The following is a 23232-nucleotide window of genomic DNA, read 5'->3' as shown; positions in this document are numbered from 1 at the left end:
ACTCTTTTTCACGCAAAAAAGGAGCAGGCTATCTTTCGATAACCTGCTCCTTTGCATAGATATTTGGTTCAACACCTTAACTTAATGACATTGCTCGCGGGGCGGCCCTTTTTGTTTTGGTATACAAATCTAGGTGAATCGATTAAATTAGATAAATACATTATAAATTAGGGGTAAATGATGCTTTGGACGAAACGATTCACCAAAAGCAAGAAACAGTCTGATAGTCGAAAATATTTGAAATTGATCACGAGCGAGGGGATTTCAGGCGGTTTGCTCGGGAGCATGCTGGGCGGTCCGTTCCTGACCGGATTCATGCTCTATCTCGGCGCATCGTCTGCGCAGATTGGCTTCGCGCTTGCCATTCCAGCTTTCGCCAACCTGGCGCAAATCTTCACTGCGATCATAACGCACAACGTCGATAACCGGCGAGCTTACGTGTTCGGCTACGGTGTACTTTACCGCGTACTATGGGTACTGACCGGGCTTATCCCATTCGTCTTACCCCAGAGCTACTGGGTGTATACATTCATCGCGCTTTATTTGCTCTCGTATCTATGCTCGAACATTGCGGGCGTTATCTGGGCATCGCTCATCGGAGACATGGTTCCCGCCCAGGTGAGGGGCAGGTACATGGGCATAAGAAATACGATTGTTGGCGGACTTGCCGCCGCAGCTGTCCTCGCTGGCGGTCAAATTCTGGAGCTTTTCTCGAAGCAGAACGGCTTCATCATTCTGTATATCATCGCGGCGGTATGCATGGTATGGAACGGCTATCATCTGTTTAGCTATCCGAATCTCCCGTATGAGAGGTCGCAGGAATCTCAGAAGCTTAAGCTGCTCGTCAAACCGCTCAAGGATCGCAGCTTCGTACGTGCGACCTTATTTCTGGCGGCATGGATTTTCTTCCAAAACATGGCGATTCCATTGTTCTCCTATGTCATGCAGGAAGTGCTCAGCATCAGCATCCAGTGGGTATCGGTCATTACGACGGTTCAGTTGATCGTCATGATGACGAGTTATTATGTGTGGGGCAACTTGAACGCCAAGTACGGCACGAAGCGTGTCCTGCGTTGGACACTGCCGATTATCGCAGCTTCCTGCCTGCTCTGGGGCGGAATTGCGTGGATACCGGCGATTCCGGTACTCATTCTGGTGCATATGCTGCTTGGCATCGGCACGGGCGGATTTACGCAGTTGACGTTCAACTTCACGATCGAAGAAGCGCCTAGCTCGGAACGGACAATCTACGTGGCTGTGTTCGCAGCGTTGACCGGCTTCACTGGATTCTTAAGCCCGATTCTCGGCGGTGAGATTTATCGGAACTTGAAGACGATGCCGGCATGGGTGGAACACTACGGCTTCAGCGTTGGTATGGGGCTTGTCCTGCTGGGCTTGGCACTCACGGCAGGACGCTCCATGCTGAGCACGAATCAGGAGAGCTACAGCAGAGCAGCATCGGCTATACGCGATCAACAAGAAGAACTGGCAAGCTAACCGAGGTTGGCTTGCCAGTTCTTTTTTAATAAATATTTTTTCTATGCATCCGGACGTTGATCGAATAAGATAAGTTTGTCAATGTTTTGAAACATCTGTGTGAAATTATGCGTACTAAAGGTTAACTTGAGTCGTTATGGAGGTTGTACACAATGGGAGTTATGGATTGGTTCCGAGAACAGCTAACCGGGCAGAAGATATGTCCAATCGAACATCTGGAAAGCTACAAAAGGCTAGGCGAGCAAGTGTATTCGCTTCATGTCGAGCTGGCGGAAAGCAAGTCGGCTCGCGCCAATGCGATTGTGCAAGCAGCGCGAAGCATTCAGATCATGTCGGATGAGCTGCTTGGAGATGCACTCGATGGCGCTGTTCCTAAGCCGGTACCGATTGTAACGCATGATCAGGCGGACGTCTGGTACGGCATGCTGCCAGACATTATGGTCGCAGCGAGACAGGAAGCGGCATTCGCGAATTCCGCTCGCATTCAGCTGCCAATTCGGCTTGGCACGCAGATCGAGGGACCGAAGCCATGCCCTGAACAGCACATCGCAGGACTTCGCAGAGCTGCCGCGGGAATGGAGGAGCTCCTCGCGCTGGAGGTGTCCATCGCGCGAAATGAGAAGGACACCTACAAGGATGCGATTCTGCTCTACGAGGAAGCGAGAACACGCAAGCAAGCCGGCGACTCTATCGTCGGCACGATCTCGAATGGTCGCCGCGTCTCGGAGGAGAGCCACGAGGACGCTGAAGAGCAGTACTGGATGGCGTTATCGAGCTACATCCTAGTCGCGCAGGGCTTGAAGGATCCAGAGCTGCTGAAGAACTCTCCGTTTGTCGCTGCTGCTGCCAAGATTCCGTGCAAGCTGGACTCGAACGACATCTGGAAAGTGACATCGAAGACGGCGATTCGCGAAATTCGCAAAGCCGGAGAGTTTTTCCAAGCGGAGCGCGATCTGATCGAACATTGGGAGAACTTCGTGGAAACGCCGGTAGAACGAGAGTATGAAACGACGGTGGAGGAGCTGCTGAAGCGCGGCCAAATCAAGGAAGATTCGTATTGGTATTGCTGTCCGTTCCCGGCGGTTTACCGCGTGCTGGCCAACAGTGTAAGCGTGCTAGGCAACGTTATTCCAAGAGATCATGTATTCGTGTTCGAATATGGCGATGACGGCGAGCCGGGCCGCTTTATTACGCAGCGTACCTTCCAATCCGCAGATGAGCGAAAGTATTGCGAAGATGAGGACCATTAGACTGGCAGGAGAGCAATTATGGGAATTGTAAATCGAATTATACAGATCTACCGATCGCGAACGTCTAAAACAGAGGAGCCTGTTTCCTTCGAGGTTTATCTCGAAGCGGCGAATGAGCGGCTTCGCGAATTTGCCGTTATTGTCAGTCGATTGGAGTCTGAGCTGCTCACGGCAAAGGAACGACAGCAGTCGATTAAGAAGCAGGAGCAGCAATTCCGCCAGCAGGCCGAGCAAGAAGCTTCGCTGCAGAATGCAGAGGCAGCAAAGCGGTATCTGGAGCAGGCGTACTCTAGTAAAACATTAGCTGCTACAATGCAGCAAGACATTCAGAAGCTGGAAGAGCGCATCTCCGTAATGAAAGAGCGCTATTCGGAGCTAACGCGAGTCATCGCAGAAGCCAGCGGCAAGCACGATGCGATCATGCTGAGGAATTTGGCTGCGGCGGCGGAGATTGAAGCCAATAAAACGATCCATAAATAAACGAAGGCTGCCCGCCGCTATCGCGACTCGGCAGCCTTCTTCATGCTGGCCGCGTGAACAGAATATTGATCGAATCAATTGCTTCGTATACATTAATGAGCGCATCCCGGATGATTAGCTCGTCGATTGGCCTATCGCCTTTCAGGAGGGGATCTTTGCGGGCAATCCGCGACATGAGATCATCATTTTGCCGGATTCTATCGTCCGTGATGGCATGGATGGATTTGAGATGCTGCTCGTATTCGGCACGCTCCGGAGACTTGTAAGGAACGCCTTGCGACAGCGCGATCAGTGCATCATCGAAGAAAAATTTCATGTAGATGACGATCGGTCCAGCAAGCAAATCCTTCATCGTGGCAACCTCTTCATCCGTCGCCTTGACTTCGTCGACCAGCTCCCAGAACTGTCTGATCGTTTCCGGCGTCAAGTTGTTTCGGTCGCGCACGACACGAGCGACGAACATTTGAAACCGGTCCTTCTGATGCGCCGTCATATGCTTGGAGAGTTCAATTTGGGGCTCTTCAGGCGTGGCTGCCTTGCTGCTGTTTGACTGCTGTTCGCAGCCGGCGATGCTGACTAACATTACAATTGCAAGCACGGTAGCTATCAGCCATCTCAGTTGAATCAACTCTCCTATCCGGTACAAGCTGGTAATTTGTGCTTTAAAGCAGCTGTCTACTAAAGTATGTTTGCGCTGCTCGTATCCATAACAAACATTTCCATAAGCTCGGGCATCGTCGATATGCTTCGAATTTTCAAAAAAATGATTTACCTCTTCTTCGTAATCTGATAATATAAACGCAACATTCAAATGCGATGAAGAGAAGAGTAAGTAAAGAATTGCTTTTACAGAGAGCCCTGGCAGCTGGAAAGGGGCAAAGCAAGCTTTATTGAAAAAAGGCTCAGAGCAGCGCACCGGAACTAACGCAATCGGCGGGGGATGGGGTGACAGGAGCTCCTGTTATAGAGCTAGAGTATAAGCCTTGCTGGAAGCAAAGCCGTACTCGAGGAGGCTGAAATGGCGACATTTTAGCGAATCTAGGGTGGTACCACGAGCATGCAAATCTCGTCCCTAAGACTTTCCGGAGTCTTGGGGGTGGGATTTTTTTGTTATCAGAAGACGCAGTTGCAACTCGGCTCACGCATGCATAAGGTACACCAAATGAATGAGATTGAATAAGGGAAGACACACTCAAGCTGAAAGGGATTGAATTGGTATGACGGATAAGCTCAAGGTTGGTATTGTCGGTGGAACAGGGATGGTCGGCCAGCGTTTTGTTGAACTGCTCGATCAGCATCCATGGTTTAAAGTAACAGTGATCGCTGCAAGCAGCGGCTCGGCTGGTAAAACATATGAAGAAGCGGTTTCGGGCAGATGGAAGCTGTCCACGCCAATTCCGGATTCCGTGAAAAATATTGTCGTTCAGGATGCATCGAAGGTGGAAGAAGTTGCTGCTGGCGTTGATTTCGTATTCTGCGCAGTCGATATGAAGAAGAATGAAATTCAAGCTCTCGAAGAAGCTTATGCGAAGACAGGCACGCCTGTCGTATCGAATAACTCGGCGCACCGCTGGACGGCAGACGTACCGATGGTAATTCCAGAGATCAACCCAAGCCATCTTGAAGTCATCGCAGCACAGCGCAAACGTCTCGGCACAGAGACGGGCTTCATCGCGGTTAAGCCGAACTGCTCGATCCAGAGCTACGTGCCGGCGCTTCACGCGCTGCTCGATTTCAAGCCGACGCAAGTCGTCGCATCGACGTACCAAGCGATCTCCGGTGCGGGCAAGAACTTCACCGATTGGCCGGATATGCTCGATAACGTAATCCCGTACATCGGAGGCGAAGAAGAGAAGAGCGAGCAGGAGCCGCTTCGGATCTGGGGTACTGTAGAGAACGGCGAGATTGTAAAAGCAAGCGCGCCGCTTATTACAACGCAATGTATCCGCGTTCCAGTTACAGACGGCCATATGGCGACTGTATTCGCTTCGTTCGAGAACAAGCCGGCGAAGGAAGAGATTCTCGCACGCTGGCGCGAATACCAAGGCCGTCCGCAGCAATTGGGCCTGCCAAGTGCGCCGAAGCAATTCATCACGTACTTCGAAGAAGAGAACAGACCGCAGACGAAGCTTGACCGTGACATCGAGAACGGCATGGGCGTATCGGTCGGCCGACTTCGTGAAGATTCGATCTACGATTTCAAATTCGTAGGTCTCTCGCACAACACGCTCCGCGGAGCTGCAGGCGGCGCGGTGCTGATCGCCGAGCTTCTGAAAGCAGAAGGCTATATCGTGGCTAAATAAGCTTTTCAATATGGAAGTTATAAGGAATTTATAAAGAACGGCAAGCATTCCGGGTGTACTCGGGGCTTGCTGTTTTTTCGTTGTAGCTTGGAATAGAAACAAGCCTCTCGACAATAAATTGGAAAGTTCGCCCATCCACCGAATAAATATAACTAGGCCCTATTATGGGCATCGTCCGCAGGTGCTGAATAAGATAACGGTAAATGTGAAAAAGGGATGAGGACAGCATGAAGAAACAACGCCGAGTTGGCCAAAGTGGTTCGGATTTCTTCCCCGTACGGGGCGTCGAGTACATCGAGCTCTATGTTGGGAACGCGAAACAGGCCGCACATTACCTGAGCAAAGGCTTCGGCTTCCGCCCGATTGCGTACGCGGGTCTTGAAACCGGAGAGTCCAGCAAAGTGTCGTATGTGCTTGAGCAGCAGCAAGCACGATTCATTGTGAGCGGGGCGCTATCGCCGGATCACCCGATCGCGGAGTTTACGAAGAAGCATGGCGACGGGGTCAAAGATATTGCGATGCGCATTGATGACGTAGAGAAAGCCTATCACGAACTGGTGGCGCGGGGCGGCATTCCGGTGATGGAGCCGAAGGAAGTCAGCGATGCGAATGGAACCGTTCGGATAGCTGTCGTAGGAACTTATGGCGATACGGTGCACACGTTGATTGACCGCAGCGATTACAAAGGCATCTTCATGCCGAAGTATGAAGCGTGCGATTGGAACATTCCGAATAGCCCTACCGGACTGATCGGTATCGACCACGTTGTTGGCAACGTAGAGCGTATGGAAGAATGGGTGGAGTATTACGAGAAGGTCATGGGCTTCAAGCAGATGATTCACTTCGACGACAAGGATATCTCGACCGAGTATTCAGCGCTCATGTCGAAGGTGATGTTCGGCGGCGGACGGATCAAATTCCCGATTAATGAGCCGGCAACCGGCAAACGCAAGTCGCAAATCCAGGAGTTCCTCGATTTCTATCACGGCGCAGGCGTACAGCATATTGCGGTTCTCACGAATGATATTATTTCCACGGTTTCAACGCTCCGCGGTAACGGCATTGAGTTTCTGAGTACTCCAGATAGCTATTATGAGATGCTGCCCGATCGGGTAGGCGAGATTGATGAGGAGCTGACGAAGCTGCGCGAGCTGGATATTCTCGTCGACCGCGATGACGAAGGCTACTTGCTGCAAATCTTCACGAAGCCGATCGTTGATCGGCCGACCCTGTTTATTGAGATTATTCAGCGCAAAGGCGCAGTCGGATTCGGAGAAGGCAACTTCAAAGCGTTGTTCGAGTCAATCGAACGTGAACAAGCCCGCAGAGGCAATCTGTAACTGCAGCTGAAGCGTGAAGGAGATGCTGAACATGCGGCAAAATCCGGTTTGGCACCCGACAAAAGAAACGATCGAGCAGACACGGTTATTTCAGTTCATGCAGAAGCTTGGCTTCGACGGCTACGATGCGTTCTACTCGAAGTCGATAGACGACGTCGGCTGGTTCTGGAATGCCGTCCAGCAGGATATGGGGATCGTATGGGAACGCGATTATAATCAGACTGTCGATCTCGCGCGAGGTATCCGATGGGCGCGCTGGTTTGCCGGCGGACGGACGAATGCGGCGACGAATGCGCTTGATCGATGGCTCGACGATCCAGCCACAGCTGCGCGGAAAGCGCTTATATGGGAAGGCGAGGACGGTGCGTCGAGAAGCTTCACGTACAGCGAGCTAGCCGCTGAGGTGAACGCGGCTGCCGGTGGCTTGGGTCGGCTTGGCGTACGAAGAGGCGACCGGGTCGCGATCTATATGCCGATGATCCCCGAGACGGTCATCGCGCTGCTCGCCATCGCCAAGCTAGGAGCGATCAGCATCCCGATCTATTCCGGTTACCGTGCTGACGCAGCGGCGAAACGGTTGGAAGTTGCAGGCTGCAAGGTTGTGGTCACCGCCGATGGCTTCTATCGCCGCGGAAAGGCGATTCTGCTTAAGGAGGAAGCCGATAAAGCGGCGGATACGGCATCTTCGGTTGAACATGTTGTCGTTGTGCGCAGACTGAGCAGTGATTCTGCGCCATCGCGGCAGGGGCGAGATGTGGAATGGAGCGAGCTTGGGCGGCCTGATGCGGCGAGCGGGGTTGTACCAGCAGAATCTGTGTTGACAGAACCGACAGCTATGACAGTGCCAATGGAAAGCGACGAACCGCTCATGCTGCTCTATACGTCCGGCACAACCGGCGTGCCGAAGGGGATTGTCCATACGCATACCGGGTTCCCGATCAAAGCCGCATTCGATGCCGGTTATGCCATGGATGTGAAGCCTGGCGACATCATGCTCTGGGTGACGGACATGGGCTGGATGATGGGACCGTTTCTCGTGTATGGCACTCTGTTGAATGGCGCGGCTATGGCACTTTATGAAGGTTCGCCGAATTATCCGGGACCTGATCGCATATTCTCGCTCGTTGATAAACTTCAGATTACCCATCTTGGCATATCGCCGACGTTAATTCGCAGCATCATGAAGTATGGCGATGCTTGTTATCGCAATTGTTCGCTAACTTCGCTGCGAGTGTTCGGCTCAACGGGCGAGCCTTGGAATGACGAGCCATGGTTATGGCTTTACGAACAGGTCGGCCAATCACGCGTGCCGATCGTCAATTATTCCGGCGGCACCGAAATATCCGGCGGCATCCTTGGCAATGTGCTGCTGAAGCCGATTGCTCCGGCAGGGTTCAACTCGCCGATTCCCGGCATGGCTGCGGATGTTTATTCGAGCGAAGGCAAGCCGGTGCTGGGAGAGGTCGGCGAGCTCGTAATGAAGAGTCCGTGGCTTGGCATGGCAAGCGGCTTTTGGCAAGATCCGTCACGATATGAGCAGACGTACTGGTCGAGATGGCCGGATACGTGGGTACACGGCGATTGGGTTTGTATCGACGAGGATACCGGCAATTGGTACATTACCGGCCGATCCGACGATACGCTCAACATCGCGGGCAAGCGGCTCGGGCCTGCCGAGCTGGAATCCGTTCTGTCCGCTCATCCGCTTGTAGTGGAAGCAGCGGCAATTGGCGTCCCCGATGATGTGAAAGGAGAGGCGGCGGTCTGTTTTGTCGTCGTTAACCGGCTTCGCGCAAGCAACATCAGATCAACGGATATGTACGAAGAACTGCGCGCCTTGGTCGCCGATCAGCTTGGAAAAGGTTTTACGCCGAAAGCCATCTTCGAGGTTGACGCACTGCCGAAGACGAGAAACGCGAAGGTCATGCGCAGAGCAGTCAGGGCGGCCTATCTCGGTCTTCCGCTCGGCGATCTGACATCGCTTGATAATCCAGAAGCAGTGGAGGCTATTCGAAGACTCGCAGCAGGTGGATAAGAAGATAGCGTAGTGAGGCGTTCCACGGACAAAGGAGGCTGCACAATCATGACAACGAGCATTCGATCATTGATGGAGAAGCTCATCGATTACGCAGGCTTATTCCCTCCCGCTGAGCTTCCGATGCACGCGGCAATCCAGCAGTATCACAGTTACATGCATGGGCAGGACAATTGGATGTTGGGCAAGTTCGTTATCCCGGTGTCCCGGCTGGTCGAGCTTGCTCCGTTCAAGCGGATGTTCTCGGCGGATCATCCGCTAACGCTTTCGGTAATCGGCAGCCGGAGCCGCACCACCCTGGAGTGCCAGTCGCTCTTAAACGGTTGCGTGGAATGGATCGAAGAATTCCGCAATCAATACCAGCTTGCGGCAACGGTTGATACGCTGGAGCTGCCGCTGCCGCTGCCGCCGGCCAACATTGAACAAGAACTTCTGCGCACGATCGCACAGGAGACGTCTGCTTCCGGTTTGCGTGCCTTTTGCGAACTGACGTATCCACTGGATGCGGATTGGGAGTCAGCAATGAGCGAGGCGATCCAGCAGTTTGCGGATTTCAATGCCGCATCAGACATTAAGCTCGGCATCAAGCTCCGAACAGGGGGCGTAGCTGCAGCTGCATTCCCGTCGCCAAGCCAGGTTGCTGCGGTGCTCGCAGCCTGCCGAGAAGGGCAGGTTCCGATGAAGTTTACAGCAGGACTGCACCATCCGGTGAGGATGTTCCGGGACGAAGTGAACACGAAGATGCACGGCTTCCTCAATGTGTTCTTCGCTGGACTGCTCGCTTACGAGCATCAGTTGGATCAGGCCGCGCTTACAGCGGTATTGGCCGACGAGGATCCGGCGAATTTTATAATCAGAAGCAATAGTAGCGGTATCAGGTGGGGGCAGCTTGATATGTCTCCCGATTCCGTGAAGCGATATAGAGCTGCGTCGCTAATCTCATACGGCAGCTGCAGCTTCGATGAGCCCCGAGATGAGCTGCGGGAGCTGGGACACTTGAAGTAGAGGAGTGGATAAAATGGCGCTAAAAAAGTCGTTTGTCCCCGTAGAGCCGGAGTCTCATTTCCCCATTCAAAATCTGCCCTACGGCGTGTTCCGTCCTCGTCGAGGAGGGCGGCCGCGAATCGGAGTCGCGATCGGCCGATATGTGCTGGACCTTGCTGTGCTCGATGAAGCGGGCTGCTTCAGCCATGTTCCTACGTTAACGGAAAAAGAGATTTTTGCGCAGCCAACGCTGAATGCCTTCATGGCGCTTGGTCGTGCGGCTTGGCGGGAGCTGCGTGCTGCCATAAGCCAGCTTCTGGATGCCGAGGAACCGACTCTTCGCGATAATGTATTACTTCGAGCTGCTTCCTTCCACTTGCAAAGCGAAGTCGAGCTGCTGCTGCCTGTGCAGATCGGCGACTATACGGACTTCTATGCTTCGAAAGCCCATGCGACTAACGTTGGCACCTTATTCCGCGGCAAAGAGAATGCCCTAATGCCGAACTGGCTTCATCTGCCTGTCGGCTATCACGGCCGAGCGAGCTCGATCGTCGTAAGCGGCACCGATGTGCGTCGTCCGAAAGGTCAGATCAAACTGCCGGATGCTGCGGATCCGATCTTCAGCCCGAGCCGTCAGCTCGATTTTGAGCTGGAAGTCGGCTGGCTGATCGGAGCGGGCAACCCGCTCGGGGAGCCAATCCCGATCGATGCCGCCGAAGACCACATCTTCGGAGTCTTCCTCGTGAATGATTGGAGCGCGCGAGATATTCAGGCGTGGGAATACCAGCCGCTTGGCCCGTTCCTCGGCAAAAGCTTCGCCACCTCCATATCCCCGTGGCTCGTGCCGATTGAAGCGCTTGAACCGTTCCGCATTCCAGCTCCGAAACAGACACCTGAGCCGCTGCCTTATCTTTCGCAGAACGACACGCGCTCCACGACGTTCGATATCCAGCTGGAAGCTTTGCTGCAAACTTCCACATCCGAACAGCCTCATCGAATCACATCTACAAATTACACCCATCTCTACTGGACAATTGCACAACAAATCGCACATCACACCGTAGGCGGCTGCAATCTGCAGTCCGGCGATTTGCTTGCATCCGGCACAATAAGCGGCGAAGACAAACCATCTCGCGGCTGCCTGCTCGAGCTGACATGGCGCGGTACCGAGCCGATTCAAATGCCGAATGGGGAGGAGCGTGTGTGGCTCGCGGATGGCGACCGGCTTACGTTGACAGGATACTGCCAAGGAGATGGTTATCGGGTAGGCTTCGGCGAGGTGACCGGGCGGGTGCTGCCGGCATTTTGAAGAGAGGGGGCTAAGGATGATATGCCTTTCTATCATCGAATGGGAGACATTCCGCGAAAACGGCACACGCAGTTTAGGCGCGCGGATGGGACGCTATATCGGGAACAGGTAATGGGGACAAAAGGCTTCTCCGGCATCCAGTCCATTCTATATCATCACACTGCTCCTACGGAGATGCTTAGCTCAGAACTGCATGCTTCTGCTCAGATAGAGGTTGAAGATCAAGGTCCGCTGCGGCATCGGCATTTTCTGACTGCGGGGGCACAGGACAGCGGTGATGCCGTTCAGGGCAGACGCTGCATCCTCGGGAATGAAGACGTTGCCATCTCGGTCGTAAACCTGACGCAGCCGATGAATTATTACTACCGCAATGCGAACGGTGACGAGCTGTTGTTCGTTCATTACGGAACAGGCACTGTCGAGTCTATGTTCGGGACGCTTAGCTATGGTCCGGGCGATTATATCGTCATTCCGATCGGGACGATCTATTGCGTCGTTCCTGATGCAGTGGAATCGAAGCTGCTCGTGGTAGAGACAACGAGCTGGATTACGACGCCGAAGCGTTATCGGAATGAGCATGGGCAGCTGCTGGAACACAGCCCTTATTGTGAGCGGGATATTCGTCTGCCTGAGAAGCTGGAGACGCATGTGGAAGAAGGGGAGTTTGAGGTTCGTACGCGGCGGGGCGGCTTTGTGCACAAGCACATCTACAGACAGCATCCGCTGAACGTCGTAGGATGGGATGGCTACTTGTACCCGTATATCTTCAACATCGGCGATTTTGAGCCGATTACGGGGCGTATTCATATGCCTCCTCCAATTCACCAAACCTTCGAGGGGCATAACTTCGTCGTCTGCTCCTTCGTACCGCGTTTGTTCGATTATCATCCGGATGCGATTCCGACGCCGTATTTTCACAGCAATGTGGACAGCGACGAGGTGCTGTACTACGTGAAGGGCAATTTCATGAGCCGTAAAGGCGTTATGGAAGGCTCGATTACGCTGCATCCGAGCGGAATGCCGCATGGTCCTCACCCCGGAAAGATTGAAGCAGGGCTCGGGAAGAAGGAGACGCTGGAGCTGGCGGTCATGATCGATACGTTCAGGCCGCTTCGTGTGGCAAGAGAAGCATTGCAGCTGGAAGATCCGAATTATCCGACCAGCTGGATACCGAGATAACCATTCCCATCATGAGAACTATTGAGGGAGTCGATCGCATGAAACAGATTCCACCGCACATCAAGAAGTACGTTGCGGAGCAGCACTACGACCAGTATACGCCGATCAATCATGCTGTCTGGCGCTATGTCATGCGGCAGAATCACCACGCGCTGAAGGATCGAGCGCATCCGGCCTTCGTGGAAGGACTGCGAAGCTCAGGCATCGTGACGGAGCAGATCCCGCGCGTATCCGAGATGAATGCCTGTCTCGCGAAGATTGGCTGGGGCGCCGTTATTGTGAGCGGGCTCATTCCTGGCGCGGTGTTCTATGAGCTGCTGGCAAGCGGGATCCTGCCAATCGCCGCTGAAATTCGCAAATTAACGAACATTGAATATACGCCTGCGCCGGACATCATTCATGAAGCGGCGGGGCATGCGCCGATTCTGTTCGATCCGGAGTATCGTGCTTACGTGCAGCAGATTGGCGAGATTGGGACGAAGGCATTCTCGATGAAGGAGCGAGGCGAAGCGTTCGAAGCGCTTCGGCAGCTAACGATTGTGATGGAGGATCCGAACTCGACGGCAGAAGAGAAGGCGGCTGCGCAGCGTCTGGTGGAAGAGAAGCAGAAGGCTGTCGCCCTGCTGTCCGAAGCCGAACAAGTGTCGCGATTATTCTGGGCGACGGTCGAATACGGGCTTATCGGAGACATTGACCATCCGCGAATATATGGTGCAGGATTGCTGTCTTCCGTAGGAGAGAGCAAGCATTGCTTCACAGATGCGGTCGCGAAGCTGCCTTACACTGTCGAGGCTTGCGCGGCGAGTCCGAAGATTGTGACGGAGATGCAATCGAAGCTGTTCGTCTGCCAGAGCTTCGATGAACTGAAGGCAGGCGCGGAATCGTTAGCGAGCACGATGGCATATCGTGTTGGGGGAACCGAGAGCTTGCAGAAAGCGAAGCGTTCCAAGCAAGTCGCGACATTCGAGCTCAATTCCGGGCTATGCGTAACCGGGATCGTTAGCGAGATTATGACCGATCAGAGCGGCGAGGCAGTCTATGTGAAGACGTCCGGGGAGACTGCGCTATCTGCCTCGAAGCAGCAGCTGCCGGGACATGGAACCGACTATCATGCATCGGGCTTCGGCACGCCCATCGGATTGCTGGCAGGTGGTATCGCGCTCGAAGGCTGCGACGATGAAGCGTTGGCGAGCCTTGGCGTCGTCGTGGGCAGCGATACAGCGCTTGCTTTTGCAAGCGGGGTCGTTGTGACTGGTCGTGTGAAACAGATGTTGAGGCAAAATAATGACTTACTCTTGATCTCATTCGACGATTGCATCGTAACGCTGGCGGGAAACGTGCTGTTCAAGAAAGAGTGGGGTACCTTCGACATGGCGGTGGGTTCCCGAATCGTCTCTGCTTACCCCGGCGCGGCTGACCCGCTCGCATTTTATCAATCAGAATCGGCAAATTCGGCAAATGCTGACCCTGAGATGGCGGCAACTGAACCAGAGCCCGTTCAACTCGCACCGCTGAGCGCACTAGAGCTGCTGTACCAGCAGGTCGCTGCGATTCGAGCTCAGCATGTATTGGATGAGTCAAACGTTCAGGCTATATTCTCGATCCATCAAGAACTAGTCAACAAGCATCCATCGGATTGGCTGCTGCGCATGGAGCTGCTGGAATTATCGTTGGCGTCACATCCCGGTCTGAGTAGCTTAGAGGAACCTCTTCGAGAGGAACTGGCTGCGTTAAGCCAAGATCCAGCGCTAACGAACTTAATTATGAATGGGCTTGCTGTGATTGACGTTTAGTCCTCATGCAGCACGCCGGAGCCTGAGGGCTTCTTTTTTTTTCATCCAAAAACAAGAAATAAGTCGCAACATTTCTCCACCGCATCCGTCTATGGGATTAGTTAAATGTACATATGAATTGGAGGAAGAGTCGTTGTACCCTATAAGCCGAAGATTACGCTCTGCACTAATTGCGTTCTTGCTTGTTACATCCATTGCCCTTCTGCTTCCGATGACTGTACTTGCCGCAAAAGCAGCTGAAACTACCGTTATTAAAGTAACGATGAACGGCAAAAGCTTCACGCCAAAGTCCTCGCCATATATGGATAGCGGGACGATTTACTTGCCGCTGCGAGATATGGGCGAGCTGCTTGGCACGACCGTAGCTTGGGTGGCGTCCGCGAATTCGGCCTTGCTGAACTATCCGAATTTGTCTATTAAGCTGCAGGTAGGCTCAGAGGCGGCAATTGTGAATGGCAAAGAACTTGCGCTTCCCGCTCCGATGCAAGTTGTAGAGGGACGCATCTATGTGCCGCTTCGTTTCTTATCCGAGGCAACCGGGGCAGACGTGAAGTGGGATGCTGAAGCAAACACAGTACGTATTTCGCGAAGTGAAGAGTATTTCAAGCAAGGGTTATGGTACCCATCTTGGCTTAACCGCAAGACAGGCGAGATCTACATGACGAAGGATGAGCAGACGCCTGTTTCCTTGCTTGGCAAGCTGGAAGGCACGCTGCAAGGAACGGTCTCTTATCGCATAGGCGGGTTCTCGAGTGATAATCTCGTCCTGACCGTCATCGACAAAGTTGGCGATCAATATACGTCGTATGGTCTTCTCGTGCATAATCGCAAGATCGTCGCTCAGCAGAAAGCAGTCTACCAAGGGCACTTGGAGACAAATGCGAACGCAACGCAGGTTCTCATCTCAGGCGCTTGGCAGCCGCGGTACTTCTTATCGGACGGTCGTGATGTGACGGTGTACGATGAGAATGCGAAGCCAATCGAAAGCTACGATTTGCCGAAGCTGTTCGGTAAAGACGATGTGTATGGGCTGCAAGGCGTCGGGTTTGATTTTGTCGCTGCAAGGCCGATGGGAACCGGTCTTTTAATGCTCTATGACAAGAAGGATAACTCGGTTGTCGTCCTGGCAGATAAGCTGCTGACCGGTGATGAGCTGAAGTATGTGCATACGAACAAAGAGCCATATCCTGGCGACACATTGAGCATAGCTGGGGATAGGGGTTACGGGCAATTGGACCTCTTTTATACCAATCCTCTGGAATCCAATACGGAGGTATTGGGTCTTACCTACTTCCGACCGTCGTATGAGAAGGAGCGAGAACAGCTTCCTAAGAGCAAGCCGCTCAAGGAGCTTGCCGCTTCCTGCAGTCCGGAAACGGTGAAATCTGTTGGTGTTCAAGAAGGGGACATGGGCTACTTGACGCTGATTGGCGCTAATCCGGATGACCGTGCTTCAATAAGCAAAGTGTGTACATTACTGAGCAAGTTCGTGCAGAAAGGCGAAACGGTGGATGTTCCATCTGGTTTGACCGAGGGGTTCTTCCATGGCATGAGCATCAGCTTCTCCGACGGGGTGAGTGAGGTGGAGATAGCGGAGGGGACCGGGCTTACGATTGAGCAGGGCAATGGCAAAGCGCTCGTCCTCCGTGATGAGGAAACATATGAGTTGGTTAACGAATTGAAGGTTCTTCCGCCGCCGCTTGCGATCAAACCGAACCCGGTACATTTTGGCGAAAAGCTTGAATTTGCGGGGAACAATGGCGTTTCGGAGAAGGAATCTCCGCTTGTGGTACGATGGGTGCCGATTCGGATGAGCTATAGCAGTTCTGACCCCGATCCGTCGCTCATTATTTATAAGAGCAAGGCGAAGTATGGCAAGTACTCGGTTGATTTCATCATGCCAGCCTACGGGACGGCTGTTGACGGAACGCTGAGGCCAATCCCGCCGGGCAAAGGCTTTATTGAGATATCCGGAGATACCTACATCGGATCGGGCTCCCATCTTCGTGCGGACATTGAACTGAAGCCTGCCAGCAGCGTGTTCTTGTCTGTGAACGGTGTGCCTGTCGTTGATTCTGCTTCTGCTCCTAAGCCATTGACTGAGAAAGGCCTGGTCTATATTCCAGTTCGTATGGTTGCGAAGCTGTCCGGCCAGTCGGTGACATGGGACGCGAAGACGCGAAGCTTGCTTATTAACGGCAAGGAAGCGGAGGCAGAGCTTGCGCCAATCGTTCGCAGCGGGATCGCATATGTGCCGATTCGAGCAGTTACGGCAGTGTTCGGATTACCCGTTGTTTGGGACAGCGCCAGCCGAAGTGTGAATATAACCGTAAATACGACAGCTCAACCAGTCAAGGAATAGGAGATTACATGATGCTTGGAAAATGCGTGGGAATCGGCTCGAGCTGTGAAGTGTATGAATGGGATGAAAGTGCGGATAAGGTTGTCAAGCTGTATCACTCGCACGCAAGGCTGGAGCATGTGCAGCGCGAGTTCCGCAATAGCTCCGTCGCTTGTAGCAATGGTCTGTCCGTGCCGAGACCCTATGAGATCGTCAATTGGGGAGGGCGGCACGGCATTGTATATGAGCGCATTTCGGGAGAAACGCTCGTGAATCGGATATATGAGAGCTTGTACGCGTTTGAGCCATTTGATATGGAAGCGGAGGATCATGAGCTTCGGATATTAGCGAAGGTGCTGCATGAGATTCATCAGGCAAGCACGGAAGGGATCCAGACGAGTCAGCGCGATAATTTGAAATGGATCATCGGCCATCCGGAGCCGTTTTCACCCGAAGAGGTTGGTGCATTGCACGCTTATATGGACCTGCTGCCGCCCAAGCGGCAATTGTGTCACGGGGATACCAATCTCAGCAATCTCATCCTGAACGGTGACCGTTACGTCATGATTGATTGGATGCATGCTTCGATCGGCAACCCGGAAGCGGATGTCGCGGAAGTGTGCGTGTCAATTGAATATGCGGTACTGCCGCCCGAGACGCCTGCTGATGTTGACGAGTTCTTCCAAACCATCAGACAAGCGGCTTACCGTATCTTCATTGACGAGTATTGCAAGTTGTCTGGAGTGACGGAAGCGGAAATCCGAGCGTGGTATCCGCCAATGGCTGCAAGGTCGATGGCGTCCGGAGCGCTGCAGGCGGAGCAAGTGGAAATGATGGCGGCAATGATCAGAGAGAAGATAGTTGACCAAGAGGCAGTGTAGCGAGTAAGAGGGAAATAATACGAAAAACTTGTCTTCGTGTCGCTTTATTCAATATAATGGTTCAAGGATCATTATATCTTCGTTTTAGAAAGTGGGTACAGCATGGGACGTAAGTGGAACAATATCAAAGAGAAGAAAGCATCGAAGGACGCAAGCACAAGCCGGGTTAACGCCAAGTTCGGCATCGAGATTTATGTGGCAGCCAAGAAGGGTGAGCCTGATCCGGAATCGAACCAAGCGCTGAAGTTCGTACTCGAACGCGCCAAAACATACAATGTACCGAAATCCATTATCGATCGCGCGATCGAGAAGGCTAAAGGCAGCGGAGATGAGAACTACTCCGAGCTTCGTTATGAAGGCTTCGGCCCAAGCGGCTCGATGGTTATCGTGGATACGCTGACGAATAACGTAAACCGCACAGCTGCGGATGTTCGTTCGGTGTTCAACAAGCGCGGCGGCAACATGGGCGTCAGCGGCTCGGTTGCTTATATGTTCAGCCCAACTGCGGTTATCGGCGTAGATGGCAAATCATCCGATGATGTGCTTGAGCTGATGATGGAAGCGGATGTTGACGTTCGCGACATCGAGGACGAGGATGAATCGGCAATCGTGTATGCGGAGCCGGATCAATTCTATGCGGTACAAGCTGCTTTCAAGCAAGCGGGTATCACTGAATTCACAGTTGCAGAGCAAACGATGCTTGCGCAAAACTTCGTGACGCTCGAAGGTGACGACCTCGTTCAGTTCGAGAGACTGATCGATGCGCTTGAAGATCTGGAAGACGTGCAGCAGGTTTACCATAACGTTGAGTTCCCAGAAGAATAAGCTTTATTGATCAAATGAAGAGACATAGAAGAGAAGGCTGCCGGCGTTGAAACGCTTGGCAGCCTTCTGTTCGTTTACGAGCGGGAACGGATTTCTTGGCGCATGAACAATGCATACGAAATGCCGAAACAGATCATGGTGGCAGCGAGCAACCCGACCAGCTGCGGCCATGCGAGCAGAATGCTCTGGCCGAGCGGAAGCGGGCTTGCGATCGCGCCGACGACTTGGGCGGTCGTCAGCGGTCCGAGCGAGCGGACGCCTGGCGTGAGCAATGTCGTCGTCAGCTCCGTGAACAGGAAGGACGGCGACAGGCGGTTCAAGAACAGCATCATATTGGCATGCCGCAGCAAGAGGCTGAGGGCTGAAGAATCGCCCGGCGCTGTCGCCTTGTCGATCAGCCCCATAATCATGCTGTAGAAGAGCGAGAAGAAAATCCACAGCGCGATGCCGGAGAGCGCGGACGTTGCCGCTTGCCGGAAGCGAATGGAGAACAGCAAGGACAGATTCAGCCAGAAGCCGACGTAGACAACGGCGACGAGCAGGAACAGGATGACCCGGAGCACCTCTTCAGGCGTCGGCGGATAGCCGATGGTGAACAATCCGAGCCCCATAACGAGAAATCCAAGCGCGAAGAGCACGACCGCAATGAGCAGCAGTGATGCGGTGAATTTGGCGCGGATGAAGTCGTCCCGGTAGATCGGCTGGGAGAGTAGGCGGCTCAGCGTTCCTTTGTTCCGTTCGGAGTTGATGGCGTCGAACCCGAGCGAGATGCCGATCAGCGGCCCGAGAAACATGACGAACGTGGTGAAATTCGGAAGTGTTCCGTCAGAGGCCGTGAACATTTGCAGGAAGAGGAACGAGGTGTCCGTCTCCTGCGTCTTTACCCCGGCTTGCAGCGCGGTGACCGCGGTGTAGATGGAGCCAATGCATGCGAGCGTTATGAGGCCGATCAGGATGCCGAATCGCCAGCTTCGTAGATGATCGCCGAATTCCTTCCTAACGATAATCCAGAAGGGGGAGGGAACGCTGCGGTTGGCCGTTGTTTCTGTTGCTGAGCTTGCACCGTGCTTGATTGGCAGCCAGTTCCACAGTCTCGCTATTTTTGCGGCAGCATTTCCGTTCACGTTTGCGTTCACGCGAGTCCCCCTCCTTCGAAGTAGCGATGGTAAATTTCATCGAGCCCGTATTGCTTCCGGCGAATGGATTGCAGTTGGGCGCCGCTTTGAATCACAATGCCCGCCGCTTCCGTCGTCAGATCACGCTTGCCGAGCAGTGTCACGGTTGTCGTCTCCGTGTCGCCTTGCTGCACCGAGCCGCGGACCTCGACGACGTCCTCTAGTGTCGACAGCTCGCTTAGTGCTGCATCGCTGAAGCCCGAAGCTTCCAGCTCGACCGTAATGAGCCCCTCCTGATCGAGCTGCTTCGCGAGCGAAGGGACGTCGCCGAATGCGATGAGCTCTCCGCGCACGAATAGACCAACCCGGTCGCAAATCTGCTGCACTTGATGCAGATGATGCGAGGAGAGCAGTACGGTCAGTCCTTCCCTGCGGCTCAAGTCGTGTATGAGCTGAAGCAGCTCCCGAACGCCTTCCGGGTCGATGCCAAGTGTCGGCTCATCGAGAATGATGACGTTCGGGCGCTTAATCAGCACATCGGCAATGCCGAGCCGCTGCCGCATGCCGCGGGAGAAGGCGCCTACCTTCTTGCCGGCGACCTCGCCAAGACCGACGCGCTCCAGCAGCTGCTCCGCCAGCCGGTATGCTTCTTGGCGAGGGATTTGATTGAGCTGCGCGGTGAAGATCAAGTTATCGAGCGCCGTCCGATCCTCGTAGAAGCCGACGTCGTCCGGCATATAGCCGACGCGCCGTTTGATCTGCAGCGGCTGCCTCGTCGGGTCCAGCCCGCATACCCGCGCGCTGCCGCTCGTCGGCTCCGTCAGCCCGAGCAGCATGAGAATCGTCGTCGTCTTGCCTGCGCCGTTCGGTCCGAGCAAGCCGAAGATTTCACCTTGCCGGATGGTCAGGTTAAGCCCGCCGACCGCGACGTGATCGCCATATTTTTTCTTCAGCTGCTTAAGTTCGATGATTGGTGCTGTTGCTGTCTCCACGATTACCGCCTCCCGTATTTACGGAACAGGAAGTAGATGCCTGCTGCAACGATGATGATGATCAGAATGCCGACCCAGCCCCAGAGCACGCTTGTCTTCACGGCTACGCGGAACTGCGCGCTGGCTGTTTTCTCGACGCCGGAAGCCGTCAGGTTGACGACATAATCGCCAGCGAGCGCTTTCTTATCCGATTTGATAATGGCTTTCACTTGCGTCGTTTGTCCGGCTGCGATCGTATCCAGCGTCGCCGGCTCGAAGGAAACTTCCCAGCCGGAAGGAGTATCCGCGGTCAAGTTGATGCCTTTCAAATCCGCAGAGCCCGTATTCGTTACGGTCAGATCTACCGTGCGCTGCGATCCGGCAGTCACATCGGTGCTGAGCAGATCGTTCGGCGTACTCAGCGTCAATCCATACGTGCCGGTGACGGCAGCTTCAACCGTCAAGTCGGCTGAAGTGGAATTGTTCATCGCCGAGATCGGAATTTGGTAAGTCCCTTTCTTCACCGTTTCCGGCGGTTTCACCGCGATGCTGATCGTTTTCTCGCCGCCGGCATCGACGTCGACGGAGGTTACGCTGTTCGCGCCATCTGTGAACGTGACATCCCAGCCCGGTTCAGCTTGCGCGCTAAGTCCGTAGGTTTGTTTCGAGGCGGTGCGGTTGCGAAGCGTCGCGCTGTACGTAAACGTCGAATCCGGATGGCCCTGCATATTCGGCTGATCGGTCGTCAGTTCCGTACGGAACGTGCCTTGCTCCGATACGTCTACTGCAATCGGCAGGGAGGCTCCATCCGCTTTTACCGCAAAACGATAGACGCCTTTGTTCACTTCAAGCGGCACATTAAGCTGCAAATTCACGCTTTGCGTGTCGCCTGCTTTGACCGCGAGACGGCTGACTGCCCGACCGCCTGCTGTCAGCTCGTAGTCCCACTTGTTGCCAAGGGAATCGAAGCTTAGATCGACGGTTTCCGTTGAACTGCCATGATTGATGACGTCAATGGCATACGTAATCGAATCGCCTGGCGGCGCGGACAGCTGCAGATAAGGCGTATACAGCTCGACTGCGCTCGCGGCGGCGACTGGCTTCGCGTCAGTGATGCCTGCGATTGAGACTCCTAGAACGAGAATGAGAGCGAACAACATTTTGAACAGCGGCTTGCTGCATGCTTGACGCACGCGAATCCCTCCTTGATGAGTAGTGAAATTCAATATTCACCCAAGGTACGAACATAGTGAGTCGTTGGATTTACCAATGTTCAAAAAAAATTCTGTTTCCGTTTGGAGCAATATCTGATACAACGTAGGTAGATAGAGTTGAACCGATAGGCATGGTGAGGAGGTCGAGCATGCACCATCCCGAAGATGATTGTTATACGCTGCGAAGCATGTGCGAAGGCTCAGTCGAAGCGTTCGAGCTGTTCTACGAACGGTACGCTCCGCTTGTCATGAAAGTGGCGCTCCGCGTGCTGCATGATCGCATGGAAGCAGAGGATGTATGCCATGATGTGTTTCTGGAAGTGCTTCGGCGGGGGAGCAGCTACGATCCTCGCCGCGGCTCGATAACGTCATGGCTCGCGATCATGACGAGAAGCCGATGCCTGGATCGGCTGCGCAAGACACGAAGGCTTGTCCAGACCGAGCAGGTGGAGCTTGGCGCGGAGACGGAGGCACCGACCGAGGAGCTGGTGTTCTCCAGACTGCGCAAGGATGCGTTAGTCGATGCGCTGCAGGCGCTTCCCGCGAATCAGCGCACAGCTGTCATCGGCAGCTACTATGGGTCGCAAACCCATCGCGAGCTGTCAGAGGAATGGAATATGCCGCTTGGAACGGTGAAGTCGCTCATCAGGTACGGGCTGAACCATTTGCGAAAACAGATGGAGAAACGGGGGTGGGCTCACGATTCGGAGAGTTCCCGTAATCGGAGCGGAAACGGGAAGGAGGAGGTTCACAAATGACAATGCCTGACCAGATGTCGCGCGATTGCTGCCCGTTCTATCGGGAAGAGGATTGGGTCGATTTGTACGTTAGCGGCAAGCCTTATGAGACGCGAATCGCCATGCTTCAGCATAAGGAAACTTGCGCGTATTGCCGTGGCGCAGCTGCGGAGTGGGAGCATTTGCTCCGTGCTGACGAAGATATCGCAGATGGCAATGCCGTTGTTGCGGATGTGGACCTCATGCCGTCGCCATCTGTGAAGCGCAGCCTCATCATGCACGTTCGTAAGCAAGGCTTGCAGCGAAGAGTCCGTTCTTTCGCATCAAGCAAGAAACGCTGGATGACGGCGGCAGCAACCGGTTTCGTCCTGATTATTTGTCTAATGGGGCTTAGCCGGCTTGTCCATGAGCCTGCCAATCAACGGAGTCATTACGTAGAGAAGAATGAACCACAGGCGATGCAGTTCATGAGCGATCCGCATACTGCGAGCTATCAGGTGCATCCTTCCAGCGAGGAGCTTGGAGAAGGCTATGTCTGGTTCAACGATGATTCGAGCGAGGTGCTCGTCATGCTTGAAGGGATGCTGCCAAGCGAAAGCCATGACGTGCAAGCATGGGCGGTGAATGAGCGGGGGCGGGAAAACCTTGGCTTGCTGCATCATGCAGAGGCTGGGCGGTCGCATCTCTATATCAAGAAGCAATCACTCGCAAATATTGATATAATCGTTCTAACCGTAGAGCCGCTGGGCGGCAGCGAAAATCCGACAACGCCGGATGCGTTCATCATCCGGCTGCACCACCGATCTAGCTAGAGAAGGAGCACATTAGAAGAACATGACACCTATATTACTTATTCCGGTCGCCATTATGATACCGGTTATACTGTTCATCGGGTTTATTGTCGTTTATAACAAACGCCAGAAGCCGGGAGATAGCGATTAGCACTTAGCGCAGCCAAGCAAGTTAGCCCCGTTCGGG

At 53.9% G+C, this 23232-nt stretch carries 19 protein-coding genes and 1 other annotated feature; of the genes, 15 read left to right on the top strand and 4 right to left on the bottom strand.

All coding sequences use genetic code 11. The annotated features are described in order from the left end of the window. Positions 1 to 177 precede the first annotated feature (177 nt). The 3 genes from A8990_RS08630 to A8990_RS08620 all read left to right on the top strand — a co-directional run bounded on the left by A8990_RS08630 (position 178) and on the right by A8990_RS08620 (position 3227). The gene (locus A8990_RS08630) at positions 178 to 1497 is read left to right on the top strand and encodes an MFS transporter (protein WP_245995906.1); all 1320 of its coding nucleotides are present in this window, start codon (positions 178 to 180) and stop codon (positions 1495 to 1497) included. Between the two features lie 152 nt (positions 1498 to 1649). Then, complete coding sequence (locus tag A8990_RS08625; RefSeq protein ID WP_116188604.1) at positions 1650 to 2747, top strand: hypothetical protein; 1098 nt, start codon at positions 1650 to 1652, stop codon at positions 2745 to 2747. Between the two features lie 18 nt (positions 2748 to 2765). Then, a complete protein-coding gene (locus tag A8990_RS08620; RefSeq protein WP_116188603.1) occupies positions 2766 to 3227 on the top strand; it encodes a hypothetical protein in 462 nt (153 codons plus the stop codon). A gap of 40 nt (positions 3228 to 3267) precedes the next feature. On the opposite strand, the gene A8990_RS08615 is transcribed toward A8990_RS08620, so the two are convergent. Further along, positions 3268 to 3855: a hypothetical protein gene (locus A8990_RS08615; protein WP_147306789.1), complete on the bottom strand. Its 588-nt coding sequence runs from the start codon at positions 3853 to 3855 to the stop codon at positions 3268 to 3270. Positions 3856 to 4034: 179 nt separating this feature from the next. Next, positions 4035 to 4304, top strand: a binding site (T-box leader). 140 nt (positions 4305 to 4444) lie between these two features. Between A8990_RS08615 and asd the strand changes: the two genes are divergently transcribed. From asd to A8990_RS08565, 10 genes are all read left to right on the top strand, one after another. Continuing rightward, entirely contained in the window at positions 4445 to 5530 is a 1086-nt protein-coding gene (gene asd, locus A8990_RS08610) for an aspartate-semialdehyde dehydrogenase (RefSeq protein WP_116188601.1), read from the top strand. Between the two features lie 227 nt (positions 5531 to 5757). Continuing rightward, positions 5758 to 6870 carry a 4-hydroxyphenylpyruvate dioxygenase gene (gene hppD / locus A8990_RS08605; protein ID WP_116188600.1) on the top strand — a complete coding sequence of 371 codons (1113 nt, stop codon included), beginning with the start codon at positions 5758 to 5760 and terminating at the stop codon, positions 6868 to 6870. Between the two features lie 31 nt (positions 6871 to 6901). Next, positions 6902 to 8905 (top strand): AMP-binding protein, encoded by a 2004-nt coding sequence (locus A8990_RS08600; protein WP_116188599.1) that lies wholly within the window; start codon positions 6902 to 6904, stop codon positions 8903 to 8905. 48 nt (positions 8906 to 8953) lie between these two features. Next, a complete protein-coding gene (locus A8990_RS08595) occupies positions 8954 to 9910 on the top strand; it encodes a hypothetical protein (RefSeq protein ID WP_116188598.1) in 957 nt (318 codons plus the stop codon). Between the two features lie 13 nt (positions 9911 to 9923). Further along, on the top strand, positions 9924 to 11198 hold the full coding sequence (gene fahA, locus A8990_RS08590; protein ID WP_116188597.1) for a fumarylacetoacetase: 1275 nt from the start codon (positions 9924 to 9926) through the stop codon (positions 11196 to 11198). Positions 11199 to 11219: 21 nt separating this feature from the next. Next, positions 11220 to 12377 (top strand): homogentisate 1,2-dioxygenase, encoded by a 1158-nt coding sequence (locus tag A8990_RS08585; protein ID WP_116188596.1) that lies wholly within the window; start codon positions 11220 to 11222, stop codon positions 12375 to 12377. Between the two features lie 11 nt (positions 12378 to 12388). After that, complete coding sequence (locus A8990_RS08580) at positions 12389 to 14170, top strand: aromatic amino acid hydroxylase (RefSeq protein ID WP_245995905.1); 1782 nt, start codon at positions 12389 to 12391, stop codon at positions 14168 to 14170. A 133-nt stretch (positions 14171 to 14303) separates the two neighbouring features. Beyond that, a complete protein-coding gene (locus A8990_RS08575; protein ID WP_181909471.1) occupies positions 14304 to 16532 on the top strand; it encodes a stalk domain-containing protein in 2229 nt (742 codons plus the stop codon). An 8-nt stretch (positions 16533 to 16540) separates the two neighbouring features. Next, positions 16541 to 17392, top strand: a complete 852-nt coding sequence (locus A8990_RS08570; protein ID WP_116188593.1) for a phosphotransferase family protein — start codon at positions 16541 to 16543, stop codon at positions 17390 to 17392. Positions 17393 to 17494: 102 nt separating this feature from the next. Beyond that, the gene (locus tag A8990_RS08565) at positions 17495 to 18217 is read left to right on the top strand and encodes a YebC/PmpR family DNA-binding transcriptional regulator (protein ID WP_116188592.1); all 723 of its coding nucleotides are present in this window, start codon (positions 17495 to 17497) and stop codon (positions 18215 to 18217) included. A 74-nt stretch (positions 18218 to 18291) separates the two neighbouring features. Here A8990_RS08565 and A8990_RS08560 read toward each other — a convergent pair whose 3' ends face one another. From A8990_RS08560 to A8990_RS08550, 3 genes are read right to left on the bottom strand one after another with little or no spacing between them, the layout of a single operon-like run. Further along, a complete protein-coding gene (locus tag A8990_RS08560; protein ID WP_425463890.1) occupies positions 18292 to 19296 on the bottom strand; it encodes an ABC transporter permease in 1005 nt (334 codons plus the stop codon). Positions 19297 to 19349: 53 nt separating this feature from the next. Then, positions 19350 to 20324 (bottom strand): ABC transporter ATP-binding protein, encoded by a 975-nt coding sequence (locus A8990_RS08555; RefSeq protein ID WP_116188591.1) that lies wholly within the window; start codon positions 20322 to 20324, stop codon positions 19350 to 19352. A gap of 2 nt (positions 20325 to 20326) precedes the next feature. After that, entirely contained in the window at positions 20327 to 21496 is a 1170-nt protein-coding gene (locus A8990_RS08550) for a COG1470 family protein (RefSeq protein ID WP_245995904.1), read from the bottom strand. 170 nt (positions 21497 to 21666) lie between these two features. Between A8990_RS08550 and A8990_RS08545 the strand changes: the two genes are divergently transcribed. Together A8990_RS08545 and A8990_RS08540 are read left to right on the top strand one after the other, a co-directional pair. After that, a complete protein-coding gene (locus A8990_RS08545; protein ID WP_116188590.1) occupies positions 21667 to 22275 on the top strand; it encodes an RNA polymerase sigma factor in 609 nt (202 codons plus the stop codon). Further along, on the top strand, positions 22272 to 23066 hold the full coding sequence (locus tag A8990_RS08540; protein ID WP_116188589.1) for an anti-sigma factor domain-containing protein: 795 nt from the start codon (positions 22272 to 22274) through the stop codon (positions 23064 to 23066). The genes A8990_RS08545 and A8990_RS08540 overlap by 4 nt, the downstream gene beginning before the upstream one ends. Positions 23067 to 23232: the final 166 nt, after the last annotated feature.

The sequence above is a fragment of the Paenibacillus taihuensis genome (assembly GCF_003386535.1).
GTDB classification, from domain to species: Bacteria; Bacillota; Bacilli; order Paenibacillales; family Paenibacillaceae; genus Paenibacillus_Z; species Paenibacillus_Z taihuensis.
This window is presented reverse-complemented; position numbering and strand designations above follow the sequence as displayed.